Raw genomic sequence first — 21,820 nt, 5'->3', positions numbered from 1 at the left:
AGGGAGAGGGATAATGGCTTACTCGTCTTCTAACAGGGCTTCGTATGCGGTGGCATCCAGCAGCGCAGCAACCTGTGATTCGTCGCTGGCTTTGATCTTGAAGATCCAGCCGCCTTCATACGGTTCGCTGTTGACCAGTTCCGGGGAGTCGCTCAGCGCGTCGTTGACGGCAATGATTTCGCCGCTCACCGGTGCATAGATATCGGATGCCGCCTTAACAGATTCCGCGACAGCGCAGTCATCGCCCGCGCTAACGGTCGCGCCCACTTCCGGCAGGTCAACAAACACCATGTCGCCCAGCAGCTCTTGCGCGTGCTCGGTGATCCCAACGGTATAAGAGCCGTCCGCCTCTTTGCGCAGCCACTCGTGTTCTTTGCTGTATTTCAGTTCTGCTGGCACATTGCTCATTGAAGTTCTCCTGATAAAAATGATTAGGCGACCGGCTTACCGGCGCGAACAAAAATCGGTTTGGTCACGTGGACCGGCATTTCGCGGTTGCGGATCTGTACTACCGCCGTTTCGCCAATGCCGGCCGGCACGCGTGCCAGTGCAATACTGTAGCCCAGCGTCGGGGAGAAGGTACCGCTGGTGATCACGCCTTCACGCGGATTGCCGTCTGCATCGGTAAAACGTACCGGCAGTTCGCCGCGCAGCACGCCTTTTTCCTTCATTACCAGGCCAACCAGCTGTTCAGTGCCCTTTTCGCGCTGCATCTCCAGCGCTTCACGGCCAATAAATTCGCGGTCAGCCGGTTCCCACGCGATGGTCCAGCCCATGTTAGCGGCCAGTGGAGAGACGCTTTCGTCCATCTCCTGACCATAAAGGTTCATGCCCGCTTCCAGACGCAGCGTATCGCGCGCGCCCAGTCCTGCTGGCTTGACGCCCGCTTCCACCAGCGCACGCCAGAAGTCGGCGGCTTTTTCATTCGGCATGGCAATTTCATAGCCCGCTTCACCGGTATAGCCGGTGGTGGCGATAAACAGATCGCCCGCCTGCACGCCGAAGAACGGCTTCATGCCAGCGGTGGCTTCACGCTGCTCGTTGTTGAACAGCGTGGCGGCTTTCGCCTGCGCGTTCGGCCCCTGCACGGCGATCAGCGACAGATCATCACGGACGGTGATGTCGATGGCATACGGTTCAGCGTGTTGGGTAATCCAGGAGAGGTCTTTTTCGCGGGTGGCGGAGTTTACAACGAGGCGGAAGAAATCTTCAGTGAAGTAGTAGACGATAAGGTCGTCAATCACGCCGCCAGAGGCATTTAGCATGCCGGTATAGAGCGCTTTACCTGGCGTCTTCAGTTTTGCGACGTCGTTTGCCAGCAGATAACGCAAAAACTCCCGGGTGCGGCTACCGCGCAGGTCGACAATTGTCATGTGGGAGACGTCGAACATACCGGCATCGGTACGCACTGCGTGGTGTTCATCAATCTGGGAGCCGTAATGCAGCGGCATCATCCAGCCATGAAAGTCCACCATACGTGCACCGCATAACACGTGTTGTTCGTACAAAGGAGTCTGTTGAGCCATCTTTTCCTCGTTGAAAAATTCACCGTGAATCCCGGTATCGGCCCCGTCATCCGGCGCCGACGCAAACGTTCTCTTTTACCTGAACTTACCACCGAAACCGACGGTTAACCATAAGGTAAAACAGGTCATCACATTAGCTTATGACCAAAAAACGCTGAAAAGCCTACAGAGTTATTCACTGGTAAAATGCGATTCAACCCGCATAAAATTAACAACGATCTAACAATATTTAGCACATGGTGATATTTCATGCGGAAAAACGGGCAAAATTTCCGTAACGTAAAAATAGCCAGATTAGATTATCTAATGCGAAAAATGGCGTGAAATTAGATTATTTCAAACGAGGATATTTACCCGGCGCAGAGGCCGGGTAAATAAAGTGTGACGGGGATCGAGATTAACGTAACCAGTCGGGAAGATCGTTAAGACCCATCGCCTGACGAAGGAGTTGAGGTTTTACGCCCGGAAGGGTGTCGGCCAGTTTCAGGCCGATGTCGCGCAGCAGTTTTTTCGCCGGATTTGCCCCGGCAAACAGCTCGCGGAAGCCCTGCATGCCTGCCAGCATCACCGCCGCGCTGTGCTTGCGGCTGCGTTCGTAGCGACGCAGGTAGAGATGCTGGCCGATATCTTTACCTTCGCGGTGCAGACGGCGCAGCTCATTCACCAGCTCTGCTGCATCCATAAAGCCAAGGTTAACTCCCTGTCCGGCCAGCGGATGAATGGTATGCGCCGCGTCACCCACCAGCGCGAGACGGTGCGCCGCAAACTGGCGCGCGTAACGGCCGGTCAACGGGAATACCAGGCGTTCGCTCTCAAGGGTGCACAGACCAAGACGGTTATCAAACGCCATGCACAGCGCCTGATTAAACGCCTCTGGCGTCGCCTCGCGCATCAGCTGTGCTTTTTCCGGCACCAGAGACCAGACGATCGAGCACAGGTGCGGATCGCTCAGCGGCAGAAATGCCAGAATACCGTCGTTATGGAAAATCTGGCGCGCAACGCCGCCGTGCGGCTCTTCAGTACGGATGGTTGCTACCAGCGAATGATGACGATAATCCCAGAAGGTCAGGGGAATATCCGCCTTGTTACGCAGCCACGAGTTTGCGCCATCCGCGCCTACCACCAGCCGCGCGGTGAGCATGTCGCCGCTCTGCAGGGTGAGAAACGCTTCGTTTTCGCCCCATGCCACCTGCTGGATTTGCGCGGGCGCCATCAGGTTGATGTCGCTGCAGGATTGCGCTTTTTGCCATAACGCATGGTGAATGACGGCATTTTCGATGATATGACCCAGATGGCTATAGCCCATGCTTTCATCATCAAACGCGATATGACCAAAGCTGTCTTTGTCCCACACTTCCATTCCGTGATAGCAGCTGGCACGCTGCGCCACGATATCTGACCAGACGCCAAGGCGCGTCAGTAGTTTTTCGCTGGCGGCATTGATTGCCGAGACGCGCAGTTCCGGCGGCGCATCGTGCGCAACGGGCTGAGGCAGATTTTGCTCCAGCACGGCCACGCGCAGACCACTGCCCTGTAAACCACAGGCCAGCGCCAGCCCTACCATTCCGCCGCCTACAATGGCGACATCAACATTTTGCACGATGATAACTCCTTAACGCGCGACCCAACCAAGGGTCCGCTGCGCCAGCACGTCACGTGCCGGAATGAATAATTCCATCGCCATCAGCCCAAGGTTGCGGCCTGCAACCAGCGGTGCCCAGCGATTGGCAAACAGATGCACCAGGCCATCGGTGACGCCGATAGTCGCTTCTTTATCGGCCCGGCGTCGCTTCTGATAATGGCTGAGCACCGGATACGCGCCGCAATCTTTTTGCTCATGCCACGCCTGGGACAGAGTCTCTGCCAGGCTCATCACGTCGCGTAGCCCAAGGTTGAAGCCTTGCCCGGCGATTGGGTGCAACGTCTGCGCGGCATTGCCGACCAGCGCCACGCGATGGGAGATGGACTGAGATGCCGTGGTCAGCGACAGCGGGTAAACAGCGCGTTTTCCCGCATGGGTAATACGCCCCAGCCGCCAGCCAAAGGCTTTTTGCAGTTCGGTACAGAAACGGTCGTCGGACCAGGCCTCAACGTCAGCCGCTTTATCCTGAGGATGGCACCACACCAGCGAGCAGCGTCCGTTTGACATCGGCAGCATGGCCAGCGGGCCGTGCTGAGTGAAACGTTCAAACGCCCTGCCGTTGTGTTCTCCCGCCGTAGAAACGTTAGCAATAACGGCGACCTGTCCGTAAGGCTGAGCGCGCCATTCCACGCCGCACTGGGTGCCAAGCGCAGAACGTGAACCATCGGCGGCGACCAGAAGCTGGCCATCCAGAACCGTACCGTTTTCCAGCGTCACGCTGACCGCCGCTTCGCTGCGGCTGAAGCTGGCGACGCGTGCCGGGCAATGGAGCGTCACACCCGGGGCATCCTGCAATAAACGGAACAGACGCAGCCCGACGTCGTGAAGTTCAACCACCCGACCCAGGGCATCAATGCGGTAATCCTGCGCGTCCAGCGTCACAAACCCGGCATGGCCACGATCGCTGACGTGAACGGTGTTGATTGCCGTCGCACAATCCGCAATCGCCTGCCAGATGCCAATTCGAGCGAGCTGCTGGCAGGTCCCCTGAGCCAGGGCAATGGCGCGGGCATCAAACCCGGGATGGTCGGACGCCTCTGGCGCCACGGCCTCCACCAGATGGACCGGAAGTTGCCCTTTCGTCAAATGCGAGATGGCCAGCGCCAGCGTAGCTCCCGTCATCCCCCCACCAACGATAATCACGCTCATGGGCGTGCCGCTGCCATCAGCGCCTCAATGTCATCGGCGTTTTTCACCACGCCCGCGGTCAGGTTTTCGTTACCGGTTTCGGTGATGACAATGTCATCTTCGATGCGAATACCAATTCCACGGTACGCTTCCGGCACGTCGGCATCCGGCGCAATGTAGAGCCCCGGTTCAACGGTCAGTACCATACCCGGCTCCAGCACGCGAGAACGTTCTGAACCATACGCGCCCACATCATGCACATCCAGCCCCAGCCAGTGGCTCAGGCCGTGCATAAAGTAGGGGCGATGCGCATTTTCAGCAATCAGGGTATCCACATCACCGTTCAGAATCCTGAGCCTTACGAGGCCGGTAATCATGATGCGCACCACTTCGCCGGTTACTTCCTGGATGGAGGTGCCGGGGCGATAGAGCTTCAGCGCGGTTTCAAGAGATTCAAGAACGATGTCATAAATTTCGCGCTGCGCGGGGGTGAACTTACCGTTCACCGGGAAGGTACGGGTAATGTCGCCCGCATAGCCCTGATATTCACAGCCTGCATCAATCAGCACCAGATCGCCGTCACGCAGTTCACTTTCGTTTTCGGTGTAATGCAGAATGCAGCCGTTTTCACCGCCACCGACAATGGTGTTGTAAGAGGGATAACGCGCGCCGTGGCGGTTGAACTCGTGGTGAATCTCGCCTTCCAGCTGATATTCAAACAGGCCGGGATGGCACTTCTCCATCGCCCTTGTGTGTGCCAGCGCGCTGATTTCGCCTGCACGACGCATCACGTCCAGCTCTTCCTGCGATTTAAACAGGCGCATCTCGTGGACAACCGGGCGCCAGTCCGTCAGCGTGGCCGGGGCGGAGAGATTCTGCCGGGAACCTTTACGCAGCTTATCCAGCGCGGTGAAGACTATCTCATCGGCGTACGCATACTCACCCTGCGCGTGGTAAAGCACATCCAGCCCGTTCAGCAACTGATAGAGCTGCTGGTTGATTTCGCTGAACGCCAGCGCACGGTCCACACCCAGTTTCGCGGGCGCGGCCTCTTGCCCCAGGCGGCGACCAAACCAGATCTCCGCGGTGAGATCCCGTACGCGGTTGAAAATCACGCTGTGGTTGTGGGTGTCATTGCTCTTGATCAGCACCAGTACCGCCTCCGGTTCATTGAACCCGGTGAAGTACCAGAAATCGCTGTTCTGGCGATAGGGGTATTCACTGTCGGCACTGCGCGTCACTTCGGGCGCGGCAAAAATCAGCGCAGCGCTTCCGGGCTGCATTTTTGCCAGCAGCGCCTGACGACGACGGGAATACTCTTGATGCGAGATAACCATGACACCCTCCTGTGCGTTATTTTTCTTAATGTAAGGTTGGCTTACGAACTTCCGGTGCGGTTGGCTGCGAGCGGGTGAAGTTATCGTGGCACAGCAGTGCCGCCACGCGAACGTACTCGATAATCTCTTCGAGAGACATCTCCAGCTCTTCCTGATCTTCTTCTTCGTCGTAACCCAGCTGCGCGATGTTACGCAGATCGTCGATCGCTTCACCCGCTTCGCCGGTCACTTTATCAAGCTTAGGCTGCGTTACGCCCAGCCCCAACAGATAGTGGTTTACCCAACCGGCCAGCGCATCGGCGCGATCGAACACGCTGACATCGTCGCCTTCAGGCAGATAAAGCTGAAAAAGGAAGCCATCGTCCTCCAGCGAATCGCTGATTGCCGAGTGCATTTTTCGCAGCGCTTCCGCCAGTTCATGACCAAACGCCAGCCCTTCGTTCGTCAGGTCGTGGATCAGCGGCTGCCATGAGCTGTCGCTGTTTCCGCCGCATAGCATGCCACTGATCAGACCGTGCATTTCGGCAGGGGTTAAACCCACACCCTGCTGGTTCAGTAACTGGTTTAAATCGTTGTAACCAGGCATTTCGTTCTGTATAGACATGAGCTTTCGTCATCAAAGGGAGGAATATTCATGATATGCTACCACTTTGGACCCTGGTGATACCAGAAAAGGGCTTGTATCTTCACATCAGGGTAGCTATAGTGTCGCCCCTTCGCAGCCCCCGGGGCAGTAAGCGAAGGCAGCGCAGTCAATCAGCAGGAAGGTGGCATGTCTGCACAACCCGTCGATCTCCAGATTTTTGGCCGTTCACTGCGAGTGAATTGTCCTCCTGAACAAAGGGATGCTTTGAATCAGGCTGCGGACGATTTGAATCAGCGGTTGCAAGATCTCAAAGAACGCACTAGAGTCACAAATACTGAGCAGCTGGTTTTTATCGCCGCGTTGAACATCAGCTATGAACTGACTCAGGAAAAAGCGAAGACCCGCGACTACGCGGCAAGCATGGAGCAGCGCATTAAAATGCTCCAGCAGACCATAGAACAGGCGTTGCTTGATCAAGGTCGCAATCCCGAAAGACCGGGACCAAAGTTTGAATAACACTTCTCAGTTGACTATGGTAGAGTAACTGTGAAGACAAAATTTCTCTGAGATGTTCGCAAGCGGGCCAGTCCCCTGAGCCGATATTTCATACCACAAGAATGTGGCGCTCCATGGTTGGTGAGCATGCTCGGTTCGCCCGAGAAGCCTTAAAACTATGACGACACATTCACCTTGAACCAAGGGTTCAAGGGTTACAGCCTGCGGCGGCATCTCGGAGATTCCCTCACTCTTCTACCACTACCATGACTCAATTCCCTGAAGTTTCTGCCTCACGCCAGGATATTCGTCAACTCATTCGACAGCGTCGCCGGGCGTTAACCCCTGAACAGCAAGCGCATTTTGCCCTGCAGGCCGCGGCACGCATGATGGCGTATCCGCCTGTAGTGATGGCGCATACCGTCGCGCTGTTTCTCTCTTTTGATGGTGAGCTGGATACGCAGCCACTCATCGAACAACTCTGGCGAGCCGGAAAGCGGGTCTATTTGCCGGTGCTGCATCCGTTTAGCGCAGGGAACCTGCTGTTTCTGCACTACCACCCGCACAGCGAACTGGTTGTGAATCGTCTGAAAATCACCGAGCCGAAGCTGGATGTGCGCGACGTGCTGCCGCTGTCACAGCTGGACGTGCTGATTACGCCGCTGGTGGCGTTTGATGAACAGGGCCAGCGTTTAGGAATGGGCGGGGGGTTCTATGACAGAACGTTGCAAAACTGGCAGCAGTACGGGTTGCAGCCGGTGGGTTATGCGCATGATTGCCAGGCGGTAGAAGCCTTGCCGGTCGAGAAGTGGGATGTACCGTTGCCGGCGGTGATAACACCCAGTAAAACCTGGACCTGGTAGAATAAAGCCGGGTGGCGCTTACGCTTACCCGGCCTACAAAACGTCGACGTAGGTCGGGTAAGGCGTAGCCGCCACCCGACACTACAAACCTCACCCTCAGTACAGCAGACGCGCGCGAATCGTCCCCGGAATGGCCTTCATGCTCTGCAGCGCTTTCTCGGCCACATCTTCATCTGCTTCGATATCAATAACCACATAGCCCATCTGCGAGTTGGTTTGCAGATACTGCGCGGCAATGTTGACACTCTGCTCAGCAAAGATCTGGTTGATGGCGGTCAGCACGCCCGGACGGTTTTCGTGAATGTGCAGCAGACGACGGCCACCGTGCAGCGGCAGCGACACTTCCGGGAAGTTAACGGCAGAGAGCGTTGAACCGTTATCGGAGTATTTGCTCAGTTTACCCGCCACTTCCAGGCCGATGTTCTCCTGCGCTTCCTGAGTAGAGCCACCGATGTGTGGCGTAAGGATCACGTTGTCGAACTCGCACAGCGGAGAGTTAAATGGATCGCTGTTGGTTGCAGGCTCCGTCGGGAAGACGTCGATAGCTGCCCCCGCCAGATGCTTACGCTTCAGGGCATCGCACAGCGCAGGAATGTCGACAACCGTACCGCGTGCGGCGTTGATCAGCAGGGAACCTGGCTTCATCAGCGCCAGCTCTTCCGCGCCCATCATATTTTTGGTTGAGGCGTTTTCCGGCACATGCAGGCTTACCACGTCGCTCATGTTCAGCAGGTCAGAAAGATGTTGAACCTGAGTGGCGTTCCCCAGCGGCAGTTTGCTTTCAATGTCGTAGAAGTAAACATGCATGCCCAGGGATTCAGCCAGGATACCCAGTTGGGTACCAATGTGGCCGTAACCGATGATACCCAGCTTTTTACCGCGCGCTTCATAAGAGCCCGCGGCCAGTTTGTTCCACACGCCGCGGTGGGCTTTGGCGTTGGCTTCCGGAATACCACGCAGCAGCAGCAGCAGTTCGCCAATCACCAGCTCCGCCACGGAACGGGTGTTGGAGAACGGGGCGTTGAAGACCGGGATACCGCGTTTTGCGGCAGCATTCAGGTCAACCTGGTTGGTACCGATGCAGAAACAGCCGATAGCGACCAGCTTTTCCGCCGCAGCAATAACATCTTCAGTCAGGTGAGTACGGGATCGCAGGCCGATGAAATGGGCATCACGGATGGACGCTTTCAGCTCTTCAGTATCCAGCGCGCCTTTGTGAAATTCGATGTTGGTGTAACCTGCCGCGCGAAGGCTATCGAGTGCTTTTTGATGCACGCCTTCTACTAGCAGGAATTTAATCTTGTCTTTCTCCAGTGATACCTTTGCCATTTACCCGACCCTGTTTTTTTGTCTGAACTGATGTTGTGCTGGATTGAAATCCGCTTAGCCAACATATCAAAAAAAACTATTGCAGCAATATGAACGTTTGCGTCGGCACTCTGAAGAAAAGTCATACAGCGCAAAATAGCAGAGTAAAATGCTGTAAATATTTGTGAATGCGGAAGGTTCAGCAAGAGAGGGGCAAAAAACGTGACACAAGTCACCGAATTTAGCTTTTCAAAATTTTTTTAGCGGGGGGAGGACTCCCCCCGTCAGATCATTTTACGATGGTTTTCACGCCATCAGCCGTGCCGATCAGCGCAACATCCGCGCCACGGTTGGCGAATAACCCTACTGTTACCACGCCCGGAATGCCGTTGATGGCGTTTTCGAGCGCGATCGCGTCGAGAATTTCCAGGCCATGAACGTCGAGGATCACGTTGCCGTTATCGGTGACCACACCCTGACGGTATTCAGGACGTCCGCCGAGTTTTACCAGCTCACGTGCCACGGCGCTGCGCGCCATTGGGATCACTTCAACCGGCAACGGGAATTTACCCAGAATGTCGACCTGCTTGGAGGCGTCCGCGATACAGATGAATTTATCGGCCACGGAGGCGATGATCTTTTCACGCGTCAGCGCTGCGCCGCCGCCTTTGATCATCTGCATATGCCCGTTGATTTCATCCGCGCCATCAACGTAGATCCCCAGACGGTCCACTTCGTTCAGATCGAAAACGGTAATGCCGAGGCTTTTCAGCTTTTCCGTGGAAGCATCGGAGCTCGAAACCGCGCCCTCGATCTGCCCCTTCATCGTGCCCAGCGCATCGATAAAGTGTGCCGCCGTCGACCCCGTACCTACACCGACGATAGTACCCGGTTGCACGTACTGGAGCGCGGCCCATCCTACTGCTTTTTTCAGTTCATCCTGCGTCATGATCGTTTTGCCTGTGGTATGAAAACTTAGGGCGCATTATAGAACACGTGAGGTGGAATTCGTCTGCCACAAAGGGAAAATTGTGTCATAGTGCAGATTAAGCAAAATTAAGGAGTAAGCCAGAGCAATGAAACGTCCGGACTACAGAACACTACAGGCACTTGATGCAGTTATTCGTGAACGCGGTTTTGAGCGCGCAGCGCAAAAGCTGTGTATTACTCAGTCCGCCGTATCACAGCGTATCAAACAGCTTGAAAACATGTTCGGGCAGCCACTGCTGGTGCGTACCGTGCCACCGCGTCCAACAGAGCAAGGACAAAAGCTCCTCGCCCTGCTGCGTCAGGTTGAACTGCTGGAAGACGAATGGCTGGGTGATGAACAAACGGGTTCTACGCCGTTGTTGCTGTCGCTGGCGGTGAACGCCGACAGTCTGGCAACCTGGCTGCTGCCCGCCCTCGCCCCGGTCCTGGCCGATTCCCCTATCCGTCTTAATCTGCAGGTTGAAGATGAAACCCGCACCCAGGAACGCCTGCGTCGCGGTGAAGTGGTCGGGGCAGTCAGTATTCAGCCTCAGGCACTGCCAAGCTGCCTGGTGGATCAACTGGGCGCGCTGGATTACCTGTTTGTCGGTTCAAAAGCCTTTGCGGAGCGCTACTTCCCCAATGGCGTCACCCGCGCCGCGCTGCTTAAGGCGCCTGCCGTGGCGTTCGACCATCTGGACGATATGCATCAGGCTTTCCTGCAACAAAACTTTGACCTGCCACCGGGCAGCGTGCCGTGCCACATCGTGAACTCGTCTGAGGCCTTCGTGCAGCTTGCGCGTCAGGGAACCACCTGCTGCATGATCCCGCACCTGCAGATTGAAAAGGAGTTGAAAAGCGGTGAGCTGATTGATTTGACGCCGGGGCTGTATCAGCGCCGGATGCTTTACTGGCACCGTTTTGCGCCGGAAAGCCGCATGATGCGCAACGTCACCGACGCGCTGCTGGCATACGGGCACAAGGTGTTGAGACAGGATTAATCGCTTGAATTCCCTCTCCCACAGGGAGAGGGTTAGGGTCAGGGCAAATTACTGCGCCTTAGCCGTCTCAGTTTGCTGAGTTTGCGTCGGCTCCAGCTGGAACACCACATCAACCTGATCGTCGAACTGAATGGTCGGCTGCTCATAACTTTCCTGAGCAGATGCCGGCGCCGCATCGGCTTTCATCATCCGTACCATCGGGCTTGGCTGATAGTTAGAGACGTGGTAACGCACGCTATACACCGGGCCGAGCTTACTCTTAAATCCAGCGGCCAGCTGCTGCGCCTGATGCATCGCATCGTCAATTGCCGCTTTACGCGCTTCGTCTTTGTATTTCTCCGGTTGCGCAACGCCCAGTGAGACGGAACGAATTTCGTTCAGACCCGCCTTCAGCGCGCCATCCAGAAGGGAGTTCAGCTTATCCAGCTGGCGAACGGTCACTTCAACGCTACGCACCGCGCGATAGCCTTTCAGGATACTTTTGCCGTTCTGGTAGTCGTAATCAGGCTGAGTACGCAGGTTCGCAGAGCTGATGTCTTTTTTGGCAACACCGTTCTGCTCCAGGAAAGAGAGATATTGCGCAACACGATCGTCAGCCTGCTTCTTGGCGGAAGCGGCATCCTTCGCGGCCACGTTGACTTCAATTGCCAGCGTCGCAACATCCGGTACCGCATCCACGCTGGCGGTGCCGGAAGTGACGATGTGCGGACCATTTGGCAATTCATTCGCCTGAACAGACACCGCACCCAAACTTACTAATGCCGCCAGGGCCATCACGTTAAACTTCACTGTCATTCCTCCATGTTGCGAAGAGTGCCCTAACAACAGGGCGCATGCCAGCAAGCTTAGCGGGTCCTGCTCAGTTGTCCATAAGACAACGCTTAGTTGAACAATCCCTGAACATGATGAATCCCCTCTTTCGCCAGCTGAAAGGCAATGACCCACATCACCACGCCCACCAGCGTGTTGATGATCCGCTGGGCTTTAGCGGTACGCAAACGGGGTGCCAGCCACGCCGCCAGAATGGCGAGGCCAAAGAACCAGAGGAAGGAGGCGCTCACCGTGCCCAGGGCAAACCAGCGCTTCGGCTCAACGTCCAGTTGCCCACCCAGGCTCCCGAGCACCACAAACGTGTCGAGATAGACGTGCGGATTAAGCCACGTTACCGCCAGCATGGTGACGATGATCTTCCAGCGCCCCTGCTTCATCACTTCGGCGCTGGCCAGCTCCAGGTTACTACTCATTGCCGTTTTTAACGCACCGAATCCGTACCACAGCAGGAAGGCGACCCCGCCCCAGGTCACCAGCGTCAGCAGCCAGGGTGACTGCATCAGCAGCGCACTCCCGCCAAAAATCCCGGCACAAATCAGCAGTAAATCGCTTACCGCGCACAGCAGAGCAATCATCAGATGATACTGGCGGCGAATCCCCTGGTTCATGACAAACGCATTTTGCGGACCGAGGGGAAGGATCATGGCTGCGCCTAACGCAAGACCCTGAAAATAATACGATAACATGACATTAATCTCGCTGAGTTGTCTTTGGAGCAGACTATACTGCGAGAAGAACATTAGAGGAAATTGATAATATTAATTGGGTATTAGCATAGCTAATAAAATAAAAGCCCGGTGGCGCTAGCGCTTACCGGGCCTACGGGTGACGTTATTCGGCTTCTTTTACTTTTTTGACGTTTACGTCCATCTGCGGATACGGGAAGCTGATGCCGTTGGCGTCAAACTCACGTTTGATTCGCTCCAGCACGTCCCAGTACACGTTTTGCAGATCGCTGCTTTTGCTCCAGATACGCACCACGAAGTTAATAGAGGAAGCACCCAGCTCGTGCAGGCGCACGGTCTGCTCTTTGTCCTTCAGAATGCGATCGTCGGAGGCGATGATGTTAGCAATCAGCGATTTCACCTGATCAATATCGGAATCATACGCCACGCTGATAATTAACTCGTTACGGCGCACCGGCTCGCGAGAAAAGTTAATAATGTTGCCCGCGATGATTTTCCCGTTCGGGACCACAACGATACGCCCGTCAACGGTACGCAGAGTGGTAGAGAAAATTTGTACCTGCAGTACGGTACCGGCAATGCCGCCCAGATCAACATACTCACCGGAACGGAATGGACGGAAGGTGACCAGCAGAACGCCTGCAGCCAGGTTTGAGAGCGAGCCCTGTAACGCCAGACCAATAGCCAGACCCGCGGCACCAAGCACGGCGATGACGGATGCCGTCTGTACCCCCACGCGCCCCAGTGCAGCAATCAGCGTAAACGCGATGATGCCATAGCGCACCAGCGCAGAGAGAAAGTCAGCCACCGTAGCGTCAATGTGTCGCGCTACCATCACCCGGTTGACCGCATTCGATACAATACGCGCCACGATCATCCCGACGATGATGATGGCAATCGCCGCGACGATATTCACGGCGTAGCTCAGCAGCAGCGCCTGGTTGCGCACCAGCCAGTTACCGGCGTTATTGATGCTGTCTACAACATCGAGTTGTTCCATTTATTCTTCCTTTTGTTAAACCAAAACACAAATCCATCCCCCATGGAGACAGGCAGGTCCGTAAAGGGTAAACAAAAAGCGCAAGTTTTGCCAAACAGATCACAAAAACCGCTCTGACAGGGTATTGAAAAAGCATAAAAAAAGGCCCGCGTTTGCGGGCCTCCTGATGCTGTCAGCAGCTCAAATTACAGAACGTCGATCGCGTTCAGCTCTTTGAATGCCTGCTCCAGACGGGTCACCATGGACGTCTGCGCTGCGCGCAGCCATACGCGTGGATCGTAGTATTTCTTGTTCGGCTGGTCTTCGCCTTTCGGGTTGCCCAGCTGGCCCTGCAGGTAAGCTTCGTTCGCTTTGTAGTACTGCAGGATACCGTCCCAGGTTGCCCACTGGGTGTCGGTATCGATGTTCATTTTCACTACGCCGTAGCTTACGGAGTCTTTGATTTCCTGAGCAGAAGAACCGGAACCGCCGTGGAAGACGAAGTTCAGGCTGTTGTGCGGCAGGTTGTGTTTCTTGGACACGTATTCCTGAGAGTCACGCAGGATGGTTGGGGTCAGAACCACGTTACCTGGTTTGTAAACGCCGTGTACGTTACCGAAGGACGCTGCAATGGTGAAGCGTGGGCTGATTTTGCTCAGCTCGGTGTAAGCGTAATCAACGTCTTCTGGCTGAGTGTACAGAGCAGAAGCGTCCATGTGGCTGTTGTCCACGCCGTCTTCTTCACCGCCGGTGCAACCCAGTTCGATTTCCAGGGTCATGCCCATTTTGGACATGCGCGCCAGGTATTTGGAGCAGATCTCGATGTTCTCTTCCAGAGACTCTTCAGACAGGTCGATCATGTGAGAAGAGAACAGTGGCTTACCGGTAGCCGCGAAATGTTTTTCACCCGCGTCCAGCAGACCGTCGATCCACGGCAGCAGTTTCTTCGCGCAGTGGTCAGTGTGCAGGATAACTGGAACACCGTAGTGTTCAGCCATCTGGTGTACGTGGTGCGCACCAGAGATAGCGCCCAGGATTGCAGCACCCTGAGGAATGTCAGTTTTCACGCCTTTACCTGCGATGAACGCAGCGCCGCCGTTAGAGAACTGTACGATAACCGGTGCTTTAACTTTTGCAGCGGTTTCCAGTACGGCGTTGATGGAGTCAGTACCCACGCAGTTAACTGCTGGCAGAGCAAAGTTGTTTTCTTTAGCTACCTGGAACACTTTCTGAACGTCATCACCAGTGATCACGCCAGGTTTTACGAAATCAAAAATTTTAGACATGTTGCTTAGTCCTGTATCTTCGGCCGTTAGAAAAGGTGCGAGCTTTTAAAGCGCGCTGAAAATTGGGCAGGTTTCCCTGCCCTTGAATGGCTTACTTCTTAGCGCGCTCTTCGAGCATTGCTACTGCTGGCAGAACTTTGCCTTCCACGAATTCGAGGAATGCGCCGCCACCAGTGGAGATGTAGGAGATTTTGTCAGCGATACCGAACAGGTCGATTGCTGCCAGGGTGTCACCACCGCCTGCGATAGAGAACGCTTCGCTGTCTGCGATAGCGTTAGCAACAATTTCAGTCCCTTTACGGAAGTTCGGGAATTCGAACACGCCAACAGGACCGTTCCACAGGATAGTTTTTGCGTTTTTCAGGATTTCAGCCAGTTTCTGTGCAGAAACGTCGCCCAGGTCCAGAATCTGCTCTTCATCTTTGATGTCGTTTACAGATTTCAGGGTAGCAGTCGCCGTTTCGGAGAACTCAGTGGCAACGCGAACATCGGTTGGAACCGGGATATCACAGGTACCCAGCAGGCGTTTGGCTTCGTCAACCAGGTCTGCTTCATACAGGGATTTACCAACGTTGTGGCCCTGAGCGGCAACGAAGGTGTTCGCGATACCACCGCCAACGATCAGCTGGTCAGCGATTTTAGACAGGGAATCCAGAACGGTCAGTTTGGTAGAAACTTTAGAACCACCCACGATGGCAACCATTGGACGAGCAGGCTCTTTCAGTGCTTTACCCAGCGCATCCAGTTCCGCAGCCAGCAGAGGACCAGCGCACGCAACGTCTGCGAATTTACCGATACCGTGGGTAGACGCCTGCGCACGGTGCGCAGTACCGAATGCATCCATTACGAATACGTCGCACAGCGCCGCGTATTTTTTGGAGAGTGCTTCGTCGTCTTTCTTCTCGCCTTTGTTGAAGCGAACGTTTTCCAGCACCACCAGCTCACCGGCAGCCACTTCCACGCCATCCAGGTAATCTTTTACCAGGCGAACCGGGCTGGACAGTTTGTCTTTCAGGTAATTAACAACCGGCAGCAGAGAGAACTCTTCGTTGTACTCGCCTTCAGTTGGACGACCCAGGTGGGAGGTCACCATCACTTTCGCACCCTGCTTCAGAGCCAGTTCGATGGTTGGCAGAGATGCACGGATACGCGCGTCACTGGTCACTTTGCCATCTTTAACTGGCACGTTCAGATCCGCACGGATGAAAACGCGTTTACCAGCCAGATCCAGATCGGTCATCTTAATTACAGACATGGTGAATCCTCTCGTTGATTCTTAAAGTTTTGCAGACGCACGATGCGTCTTACCTGAAACCTTTGGCAGCCATTGCTAACGTGGTGTCGAGCATTCGGTTAGCAAAGCCCCATTCGTTATCACACCAGACCAGCGTCTTGATAAGGTGTGCGCCACTGACGCGCGTTTGCGTGCCATCAACAATGGCGCTGTGCGGGTCGTGGTTAAAATCCACTGAGACCAACGGTAATTCCGTATAGTCAACTATACCATGAAATGCCCCCTGTGCCGCTTTTTGCAGCAACAGGTTGACTTCACAGGCTTTTACCGGTTTTTTTACCGTCACACTGAGGTCAATTGCGGTGACGTTTATCGTCGGTACACGCACGGCAATCGCTTCAAAACGGTCATTAAACTGCGGGAAAATTCGGGTGATCCCGGCAGCCAGTTTTGTGTCCACCGGGATGATTGACTGGCTCGCAGCACGCGTGCGTCGTAAATCCGGGTGGTAGGCGTCGATGACCTGCTGATCGTGCATGGCGGAATGAATCGTGGTCACGGTGCCGGATTCAATGCCATATGCATCGTCTAACAGTTTAATGACCGGAATAATGCAGTTGGTGGTGCAGGAGGCGTTGGAGACAATACGGTGTTCGGCTTGTAGCTCATGCTGATTGACGCCGAAAACGACCGTTGCGTCGAGGTCGTTACTGCCGGGATGAGAGAACAGGACTTTTTTCGCGCCGGCGGTGAGATGCGCTTCGCCGTGTTCGCGGTTGCCATATACGCCGGTACAGTCAAGCACCACATCCACACCCAGTTCACGCCACGGTAGCGCGGCAATACTGCGCTCATGCAGTACGCGGATCGTATCGTCACCGACAAACAGCTGATCCCTTTCCTGGCGCACGTCCCAGGCAAAGCGTCCGTGGCTGGTGTCATATTTCAATAAATGCGCCATGCCCGCAGCATCCGCCAGTTCATTGATTGCCACCACGGTAATTTCCGCCCGACGCCCGGATTCATATAAAGCACGAACCACGTTGCGCCCGATGCGACCGAAGCCATTAATCGCTACGCGTACGGTCATAGATCTCCTGCAAAGCTATCCCTGAGTTCGAGGTGGCTGAAAGAGTAATCCAGCTACGCCCGAAGGGGAATCTTTGCTATCACAAACTGCGATTGATTGGTCAATTGTCGAACATTTAATCGACTGAAACGCTTCAGCAAGAATAAGCGAATCGGGGAATAAAAGGAATGTCTGTCCAGATGAATAAGCGAGCTATATGACTTGCGTCACATTTTAGGTGGAATAATGCTTACAAAAAAGCCGGGTGGCGCGCTAGCGCTTACCCGGCCTACTTTCGAGCCATTTGTAGGCCCGGTAAGCGTAAGCGCCACCGGGCAAAACGGCAATTACAGCAGTTCTTTAGCCTTAGCGACAACGTTCTCAACGGTGAAGCCGAACTCTTCGAACAGCTGCTCTGCCGGAGCAGATTCACCGAAGGTGGTCATACCGACGATAGCGCCGTTCAGGCCCACGTATTTGAACCAGTAGTCAGCGATACCCGCTTCAACCGCCACGCGTGCGGAAACGGCTTTAGGCAGTACGGATTCACGGTAAGCAGCATCCTGCTTGTCGAACGCATCGGTAGACGGCATGGAAACCACACGCGCTTTAACGCCTTCGGCAGTCAGTTTGTCCCAGGCTGCAACAGCCAGCTCAACTTCAGAACCGGTTGCGATGAAGATCAGCTCTGGCTGTCCCGCGCAATCCTTCAGCACGTAGCCACCGCGGGCGATGTTCGCCAGCTGCTCTTCGGTACGATCTTGCTGCGCCAGGTTCTGACGGGAGAGGATCAGCGCGGTTGGACCGTCCTGACGCTCAACGCCATATTTCCATGCCACTGCAGATTCCACCTGGTCACATGGACGCCATGTGCTCATGTTCGGGGTGACACGCAGAGAAGCAACCTGCTCTACCGGCTGGTGAGTTGGACCATCTTCGCCCAGACCAATGGAGTCGTGGGTATAAACCATCACCTGACGCTGTTTCATCAGCGCAGCCATACGCACGGCGTTACGGGCATATTCCACGAACATCAGGAAGGTAGAGGTGTACGGCAGGAAACCACCGTGCAGGGAGATACCGTTCGCGATAGCGGTCATACCGAATTCACGTACACCATAATGGATGTAGTTACCAGCCGCATCTTCGTTGATTGGCTTAGAGCCAGACCACAGGGTCAGGTTAGACGGTGCCAGGTCAGCGGAGCCGCCGAGGAATTCTGGAAGCCATGGACCGAACGCTTCGATCGCATTCTGAGACGCTTTACGGCTGGCGATTTTAGATGGGTTCGCCTGCAGCTTAGCGATGAACTCGTTCGCTTTCGCGTCAAAGTCAGACGGCATTTCACCTTTCATACGACGGGTGAATTCAGCCGCTTCCTGTGGGAAGGCTTTAGCGTAAGCCGCGAACTTCTCGTTCCAGGCCGCTTCTTTCGCCTGACCCGCTTCTTTGGCATCCCACTGGGCATAGATTTCAGATGGGATTTCGAATGCAGGGTGTTTCCAGCCCAACGCTTCACGGGTCAGCGCGATTTCCGCGTCGCCCAGTGGCGCACCGTGGGAATCGTGGGTGCCTGCTTTGTTCGGCGAACCGAAGCCGATGATGGTTTTGCACATCAGCAGGGATGGTTTGTCAGTGACCGCACGCGCTTCTTCTACTGCACGTTTAATCGAGTCAGCATCGTGGCCATCAACGCCACGCACAACGTGCCAGCCGTAGGCTTCGAAACGTGCCGCAGTGTCATCAGTGAACCAGCCTTCAACATGACCGTCGATGGAGATACCGTTGTCGTCGTAGAACGCAACCAGTTTGCCCAGCTTCAGGGTACCTGCCAGGGAGCACACTTCGTGAGAAATGCCTTCCATCATGCAGCCGTCGCCCATGAACGCGTAGGTGAAGTGGTCAACAATGTCGTGACCAGGACGGTTGAACTGCGCCGCCAGAGTCTTCTCAGCAATCGCCATACCCACCGCGTTCGCAATACCCTGACCCAGTGGGCCGGTCGTGGTTTCAACACCTGCGGTGTAACCCACTTCCGGGTGACCCGGAGTTTTGGAGTGCAGCTGACGGAAGTTTTTCAGCTCTTCGATAGGCAGATCGTAGCCAGTGAGGTGCAGCAGGCTGTAGATCAGCATTGAGCCGTGGCCGTTAGACAGCACGAAACGGTCGCGGTCAGCCCATGCCGGGTTCTGCGGGTTGTGGTTCAGGAAATCACGCCACAGGACTTCGGCGATATCAGCCATACCCATAGGGGCCCCTGGGTGGCCAGATTTGGCTTTCTGTACTGCGTCCATGCTCAGCGCACGAATAGCATTAGCAAGCTCTTTACGTGAGGACATTTTAACTCCAGATCGGACTGTTAAAGGCCATGCCCTTGACGACAGCGCGTTTTGGGCTACGCCGGAAAAAAGTGCCAACAATGTAACCCAAGCGGCATGCCATGTACATGGAGCATTCTTTTGCCGCTTAAGAAATCTCTGGATCATGCTCGCATGTTGCGCAATCTGCTCGCCCGGGCCCGTCGATATTCCTTATACTTAGCCCGACCCCGGCTTCGCTGTCGGTGTACTTTTCGGATTTTATTCAGATTAACGAGTACGGAAGCAACCTCATGAAAATGCGTGCATTAGTGCTGGCCCTGGGTACAACGTTCCTGCTGAGCGGTTGTCAGAATATGGATTCTAACGGCCTGATGTCCTCAGGCGCAGAAGCTTTTCAGGCCTATTCCCTGAGCGACGCGCAGGTTAAAGCCCTGAGCGACCAGGCCTGTAAAGATATGGATGGAAAGGCTACGATTGCCCCGGCCAACAGTCCCTACACGCAGCGTCTGAATAAAATTGCCTCTGCGCTTGGCGATAACATTAACGGTCAGCCGGTGAACTATAAAGTGTACGTCGCGAAAGACGTGAACGCCTTTGCCATGGCGAACGGCTGTATCCGCGTTTACAGCGGGTTAATGGACATGATGACCGACAACGAAGTGGAAGCGGTGATCGGCCATGAAATGGGCCACGTTGCCCTCGGCCACGTGAAGAAAGGGATGCAGGTCGCCTTAGGCACTAACGCCATCCGCGCGGCGGCGGCTTCTGCGGGCGGTATTGTGGGCAGCCTGTCCCAGTCACAGCTTGGCGATGTGGGCGAAAAGCTGGTTAACTCCCAGTTCTCTCAACGTCAGGAATCCGAAGCGGATGACTACTCCTACGATCTGTTGCGCAAACGCGGTATCAATCCAGCAGGTTTAGCCACCAGTTTTGAAAAGCTGGCTAAACTGGAAGCCGGACGTCAAAGCTCCATGTTTGATGATCACCCGACCTCAGAAGCGCGTGCACAACATATTCGCGACCGTATGGCCGCAGACGGAATTAAATAATTTTGGAAGGAGGCAAATTTGCCTCCTTTTTATTTCGCATGAATTGCTAACTTAACCGCACATATCGGTAATACCCACAAAAGCCCCGTCACACCTGCCCTTCACCATTGAAATGTCTGGTCACATAATTATTGCAATCGGTTACTTTTCGGGTAATTATCGAATCCGCAGTAATTCAAATTAATATATTAAGACAGAGACGTTCCCTCCGTGAAAAAAGAATTATCGTTAGTTGCGTTAAGCATATTTGTCACATTACCTGCCGTTGCAAGCCAACAATCAGACAGCCAGGGTTTTATTAATGACAGCCATTTAGATCTGTTTTTACGCAATGCGTATATCAGCCGTGATTATAATCAGGGCCAGCAGGATAAAGCAGAATGGGGTCAGGGTATCATCGCCACCTTTGAATCAGGTTATACCGAAGGAGTGGTTGGCTTTGGCGTGGACGGCATTGCGCAGTATGGCGTGCGTCTGGACGGTGGCCGCGGTAAGAGCGGCGCAGGTGGCATTGACTTCTTTAAACAGGAAGACGACGGACGCGCAAAATCCGATCTGGCGAAATTTGGCGCGACCGCCAAAATGCGCATCTCGAATACCGTACTCAGCTACGGTAATCAGCGTCCCGAGCTGCCAATCATTAACGCCGACAGTTCCCGCCTGCTGTTTGAAAGCTACACCGGCACCATGCTGACCTCTAAGGAGATCGACGGTCTGGAAATCAACGCCGGTTATTTCACCGACGAGCAGCGTAAAAGTGACGATCGCCACGACAGCGGCCTCAAGGGTTTCTCCTTCGGCGGGGCGAGCTACCAGTTTAATGACCAGTTCAGCGGCGCGCTGTACGCCTCCCATAATGAAGAGGTGATGAACAAGCAATATCTGGGCATGAATTTCAAACAGCCGTTCAGCACTGGCCAGCAGCTGGTACTCGATTTTAACGGCTACAACTCGCGTCTGGATCAGGGCTACGCAGACAGCCTCGACACGGGCCGCAGCAACACCATCTGGAGCCTGGCGGCGAGCTACATCTGGGATATCCATACGTTCAAAGTGGCGTACCAGCAGAGCAGCGGAAGCACCGGCTACAACTATGGCGGCTACCGCGACCAGGGCGGTGTTGGTGACGGCGGCAACACCATCTGGCTGGCGAACTCCTACTGGTCTGATTTTAATGGTGAAGACGAACGTTCATGGCAGGCGTCTTACGGGCTGGACTTTGGCGGTCTCGGTTTGCCGGGTCTGAGCTGGACCACCGCCTACGTGCGTGGCGACAACATTAAAACCGCTGAAACCAGTAACGGCAAAGAGCATGAATGGTTTAACCAGATCCAGTATCAGGTGCAGGACGGCCCGGCGAAAGATCTGAAGCTGAAACTGCGTTATTCCGTACTGCGCGTCTCCAGCAACGCCAGCGATTACAACGTGGGCGGGGATGAGATCCGCGCTTACGTGGAATACCCGTTTAACGTGTTCTGATAAAACAAGCCGGGTGGCGGCTTCGCCTTAC

At 54.9% G+C, this 21,820-nt stretch carries 20 protein-coding genes and 1 other RNA gene; 6 read left to right on the top strand and 15 right to left on the bottom strand.

The window, feature by feature from the left end; all coding sequences use genetic code 11:
* Positions 1-18 precede the first annotated feature (18 nt).
* The 6 genes from gcvH to M8370_RS14935 all read right to left on the bottom strand — a co-directional run bounded on the left by gcvH (position 19) and on the right by M8370_RS14935 (position 6,237).
* Positions 19-408, bottom strand: coding sequence for a glycine cleavage system protein GcvH (gcvH, locus tag M8370_RS14960; protein WP_013098622.1), 390 nt, complete (start codon positions 406-408; stop codon positions 19-21).
* Positions 409-431: 23 nt separating this feature from the next.
* Positions 432-1,526, bottom strand: coding sequence for a glycine cleavage system aminomethyltransferase GcvT (gene gcvT / locus M8370_RS14955; protein ID WP_028028158.1), 1,095 nt, complete (start codon positions 1,524-1,526; stop codon positions 432-434).
* Positions 1,527-1,923: 397 nt separating this feature from the next.
* On the bottom strand, positions 1,924-3,126 hold the full coding sequence (gene ubiI, locus M8370_RS14950; RefSeq protein WP_250021251.1) for an FAD-dependent 2-octaprenylphenol hydroxylase: 1,203 nt from the start codon (positions 3,124-3,126) through the stop codon (positions 1,924-1,926).
* A gap of 12 nt (positions 3,127-3,138) precedes the next feature.
* Complete coding sequence (gene ubiH / locus M8370_RS14945) at positions 3,139-4,317, bottom strand: 2-octaprenyl-6-methoxyphenyl hydroxylase (protein ID WP_020687080.1); 1,179 nt, start codon at positions 4,315-4,317, stop codon at positions 3,139-3,141.
* Positions 4,314-5,627, bottom strand: coding sequence for a Xaa-Pro aminopeptidase (gene pepP / locus M8370_RS14940; RefSeq protein WP_250021253.1), 1,314 nt, complete (start codon positions 5,625-5,627; stop codon positions 4,314-4,316). The genes ubiH and pepP overlap by 4 nt, the downstream gene beginning before the upstream one ends.
* Before the next feature lie 31 nt (positions 5,628-5,658).
* Positions 5,659-6,237: a YecA/YgfB family protein gene (locus M8370_RS14935; protein WP_013098627.1), complete on the bottom strand. Its 579-nt coding sequence runs from the start codon at positions 6,235-6,237 to the stop codon at positions 5,659-5,661.
* Positions 6,238-6,405: 168 nt separating this feature from the next.
* Here M8370_RS14935 and zapA point away from each other — a divergent pair, with 168 nt between their 5' ends.
* The 3 genes from zapA (at position 6,406) to M8370_RS14920 (ending at position 7,577) form a co-directional block, all read left to right on the top strand.
* Positions 6,406-6,735 carry a cell division protein ZapA gene (gene zapA, locus M8370_RS14930; RefSeq protein ID WP_006811891.1) on the top strand — a complete coding sequence of 110 codons (330 nt, stop codon included), beginning with the start codon at positions 6,406-6,408 and terminating at the stop codon, positions 6,733-6,735.
* Positions 6,736-6,776: 41 nt separating this feature from the next.
* A non-coding RNA gene (gene ssrS, locus M8370_RS14925) (6S RNA) lies at positions 6,777-6,960 on the top strand.
* A 20-nt stretch (positions 6,961-6,980) separates the two neighbouring features.
* Positions 6,981-7,577, top strand: coding sequence for a 5-formyltetrahydrofolate cyclo-ligase (locus tag M8370_RS14920; RefSeq protein ID WP_250021250.1), 597 nt, complete (start codon positions 6,981-6,983; stop codon positions 7,575-7,577).
* Between the two features lie 96 nt (positions 7,578-7,673).
* On the opposite strand, the gene serA is transcribed toward M8370_RS14920, so the two are convergent.
* Together serA and rpiA are read right to left on the bottom strand one after the other, a co-directional pair.
* On the bottom strand, positions 7,674-8,906 hold the full coding sequence (serA, locus tag M8370_RS14915; protein WP_013098629.1) for a phosphoglycerate dehydrogenase: 1,233 nt from the start codon (positions 8,904-8,906) through the stop codon (positions 7,674-7,676).
* Positions 8,907-9,174: 268 nt separating this feature from the next.
* A complete protein-coding gene (rpiA, locus tag M8370_RS14910; RefSeq protein WP_013098630.1) occupies positions 9,175-9,834 on the bottom strand; it encodes a ribose-5-phosphate isomerase RpiA in 660 nt (219 codons plus the stop codon).
* Between the two features lie 127 nt (positions 9,835-9,961).
* Here rpiA and argP point away from each other — a divergent pair, with 127 nt between their 5' ends.
* Positions 9,962-10,855, top strand: a complete 894-nt coding sequence (gene argP / locus M8370_RS14905) for a DNA-binding transcriptional regulator ArgP (RefSeq protein ID WP_008499727.1) — start codon at positions 9,962-9,964, stop codon at positions 10,853-10,855.
* 48 nt (positions 10,856-10,903) lie between these two features.
* Here argP and M8370_RS14900 read toward each other — a convergent pair whose 3' ends face one another.
* From M8370_RS14900 to tkt, 7 genes are all read right to left on the bottom strand, one after another.
* Entirely contained in the window at positions 10,904-11,644 is a 741-nt protein-coding gene (locus tag M8370_RS14900; RefSeq protein WP_045902714.1) for an oxidative stress defense protein, read from the bottom strand.
* Between the two features lie 92 nt (positions 11,645-11,736).
* Positions 11,737-12,372, bottom strand: coding sequence for an arginine exporter ArgO (gene argO / locus M8370_RS14895; RefSeq protein ID WP_045902713.1), 636 nt, complete (start codon positions 12,370-12,372; stop codon positions 11,737-11,739).
* Between the two features lie 145 nt (positions 12,373-12,517).
* The gene (locus tag M8370_RS14890) at positions 12,518-13,372 is read right to left on the bottom strand and encodes a small-conductance mechanosensitive channel MscS (RefSeq protein ID WP_013098633.1); all 855 of its coding nucleotides are present in this window, start codon (positions 13,370-13,372) and stop codon (positions 12,518-12,520) included.
* Between the two features lie 185 nt (positions 13,373-13,557).
* Positions 13,558-14,637: a class II fructose-bisphosphate aldolase gene (gene fbaA / locus M8370_RS14885; RefSeq protein WP_013098634.1), complete on the bottom strand. Its 1,080-nt coding sequence runs from the start codon at positions 14,635-14,637 to the stop codon at positions 13,558-13,560.
* Between the two features lie 91 nt (positions 14,638-14,728).
* Complete coding sequence (gene pgk / locus M8370_RS14880; protein WP_013098635.1) at positions 14,729-15,892, bottom strand: phosphoglycerate kinase; 1,164 nt, start codon at positions 15,890-15,892, stop codon at positions 14,729-14,731.
* 49 nt (positions 15,893-15,941) lie between these two features.
* Positions 15,942-16,961 carry an erythrose-4-phosphate dehydrogenase gene (epd, locus tag M8370_RS14875; protein WP_014833195.1) on the bottom strand — a complete coding sequence of 340 codons (1,020 nt, stop codon included), beginning with the start codon at positions 16,959-16,961 and terminating at the stop codon, positions 15,942-15,944.
* A 326-nt stretch (positions 16,962-17,287) separates the two neighbouring features.
* The gene (gene tkt, locus M8370_RS14870) at positions 17,288-19,279 is read right to left on the bottom strand and encodes a transketolase (protein WP_038420542.1); all 1,992 of its coding nucleotides are present in this window, start codon (positions 19,277-19,279) and stop codon (positions 17,288-17,290) included.
* A gap of 272 nt (positions 19,280-19,551) precedes the next feature.
* Here tkt and loiP point away from each other — a divergent pair, with 272 nt between their 5' ends.
* Together loiP and M8370_RS14860 are read left to right on the top strand one after the other, a co-directional pair.
* Positions 19,552-20,310 carry a metalloprotease LoiP gene (gene loiP, locus M8370_RS14865; protein ID WP_045293231.1) on the top strand — a complete coding sequence of 253 codons (759 nt, stop codon included), beginning with the start codon at positions 19,552-19,554 and terminating at the stop codon, positions 20,308-20,310.
* Positions 20,311-20,520: 210 nt separating this feature from the next.
* The gene (locus M8370_RS14860; RefSeq protein WP_250021249.1) at positions 20,521-21,789 is read left to right on the top strand and encodes an OprD family outer membrane porin; all 1,269 of its coding nucleotides are present in this window, start codon (positions 20,521-20,523) and stop codon (positions 21,787-21,789) included.
* Positions 21,790-21,820: the final 31 nt, after the last annotated feature.

The sequence above is a fragment of the Enterobacter cloacae complex sp. OE43NF genome (assembly GCF_023544405.1).
Lineage (GTDB): Bacteria > Pseudomonadota > Gammaproteobacteria > Enterobacterales > Enterobacteriaceae > Enterobacter > Enterobacter cloacae.
The sequence above is the reverse complement of the archived record's forward strand: the minus strand, read 5'-3'. Positions and strand labels throughout refer to the sequence as shown.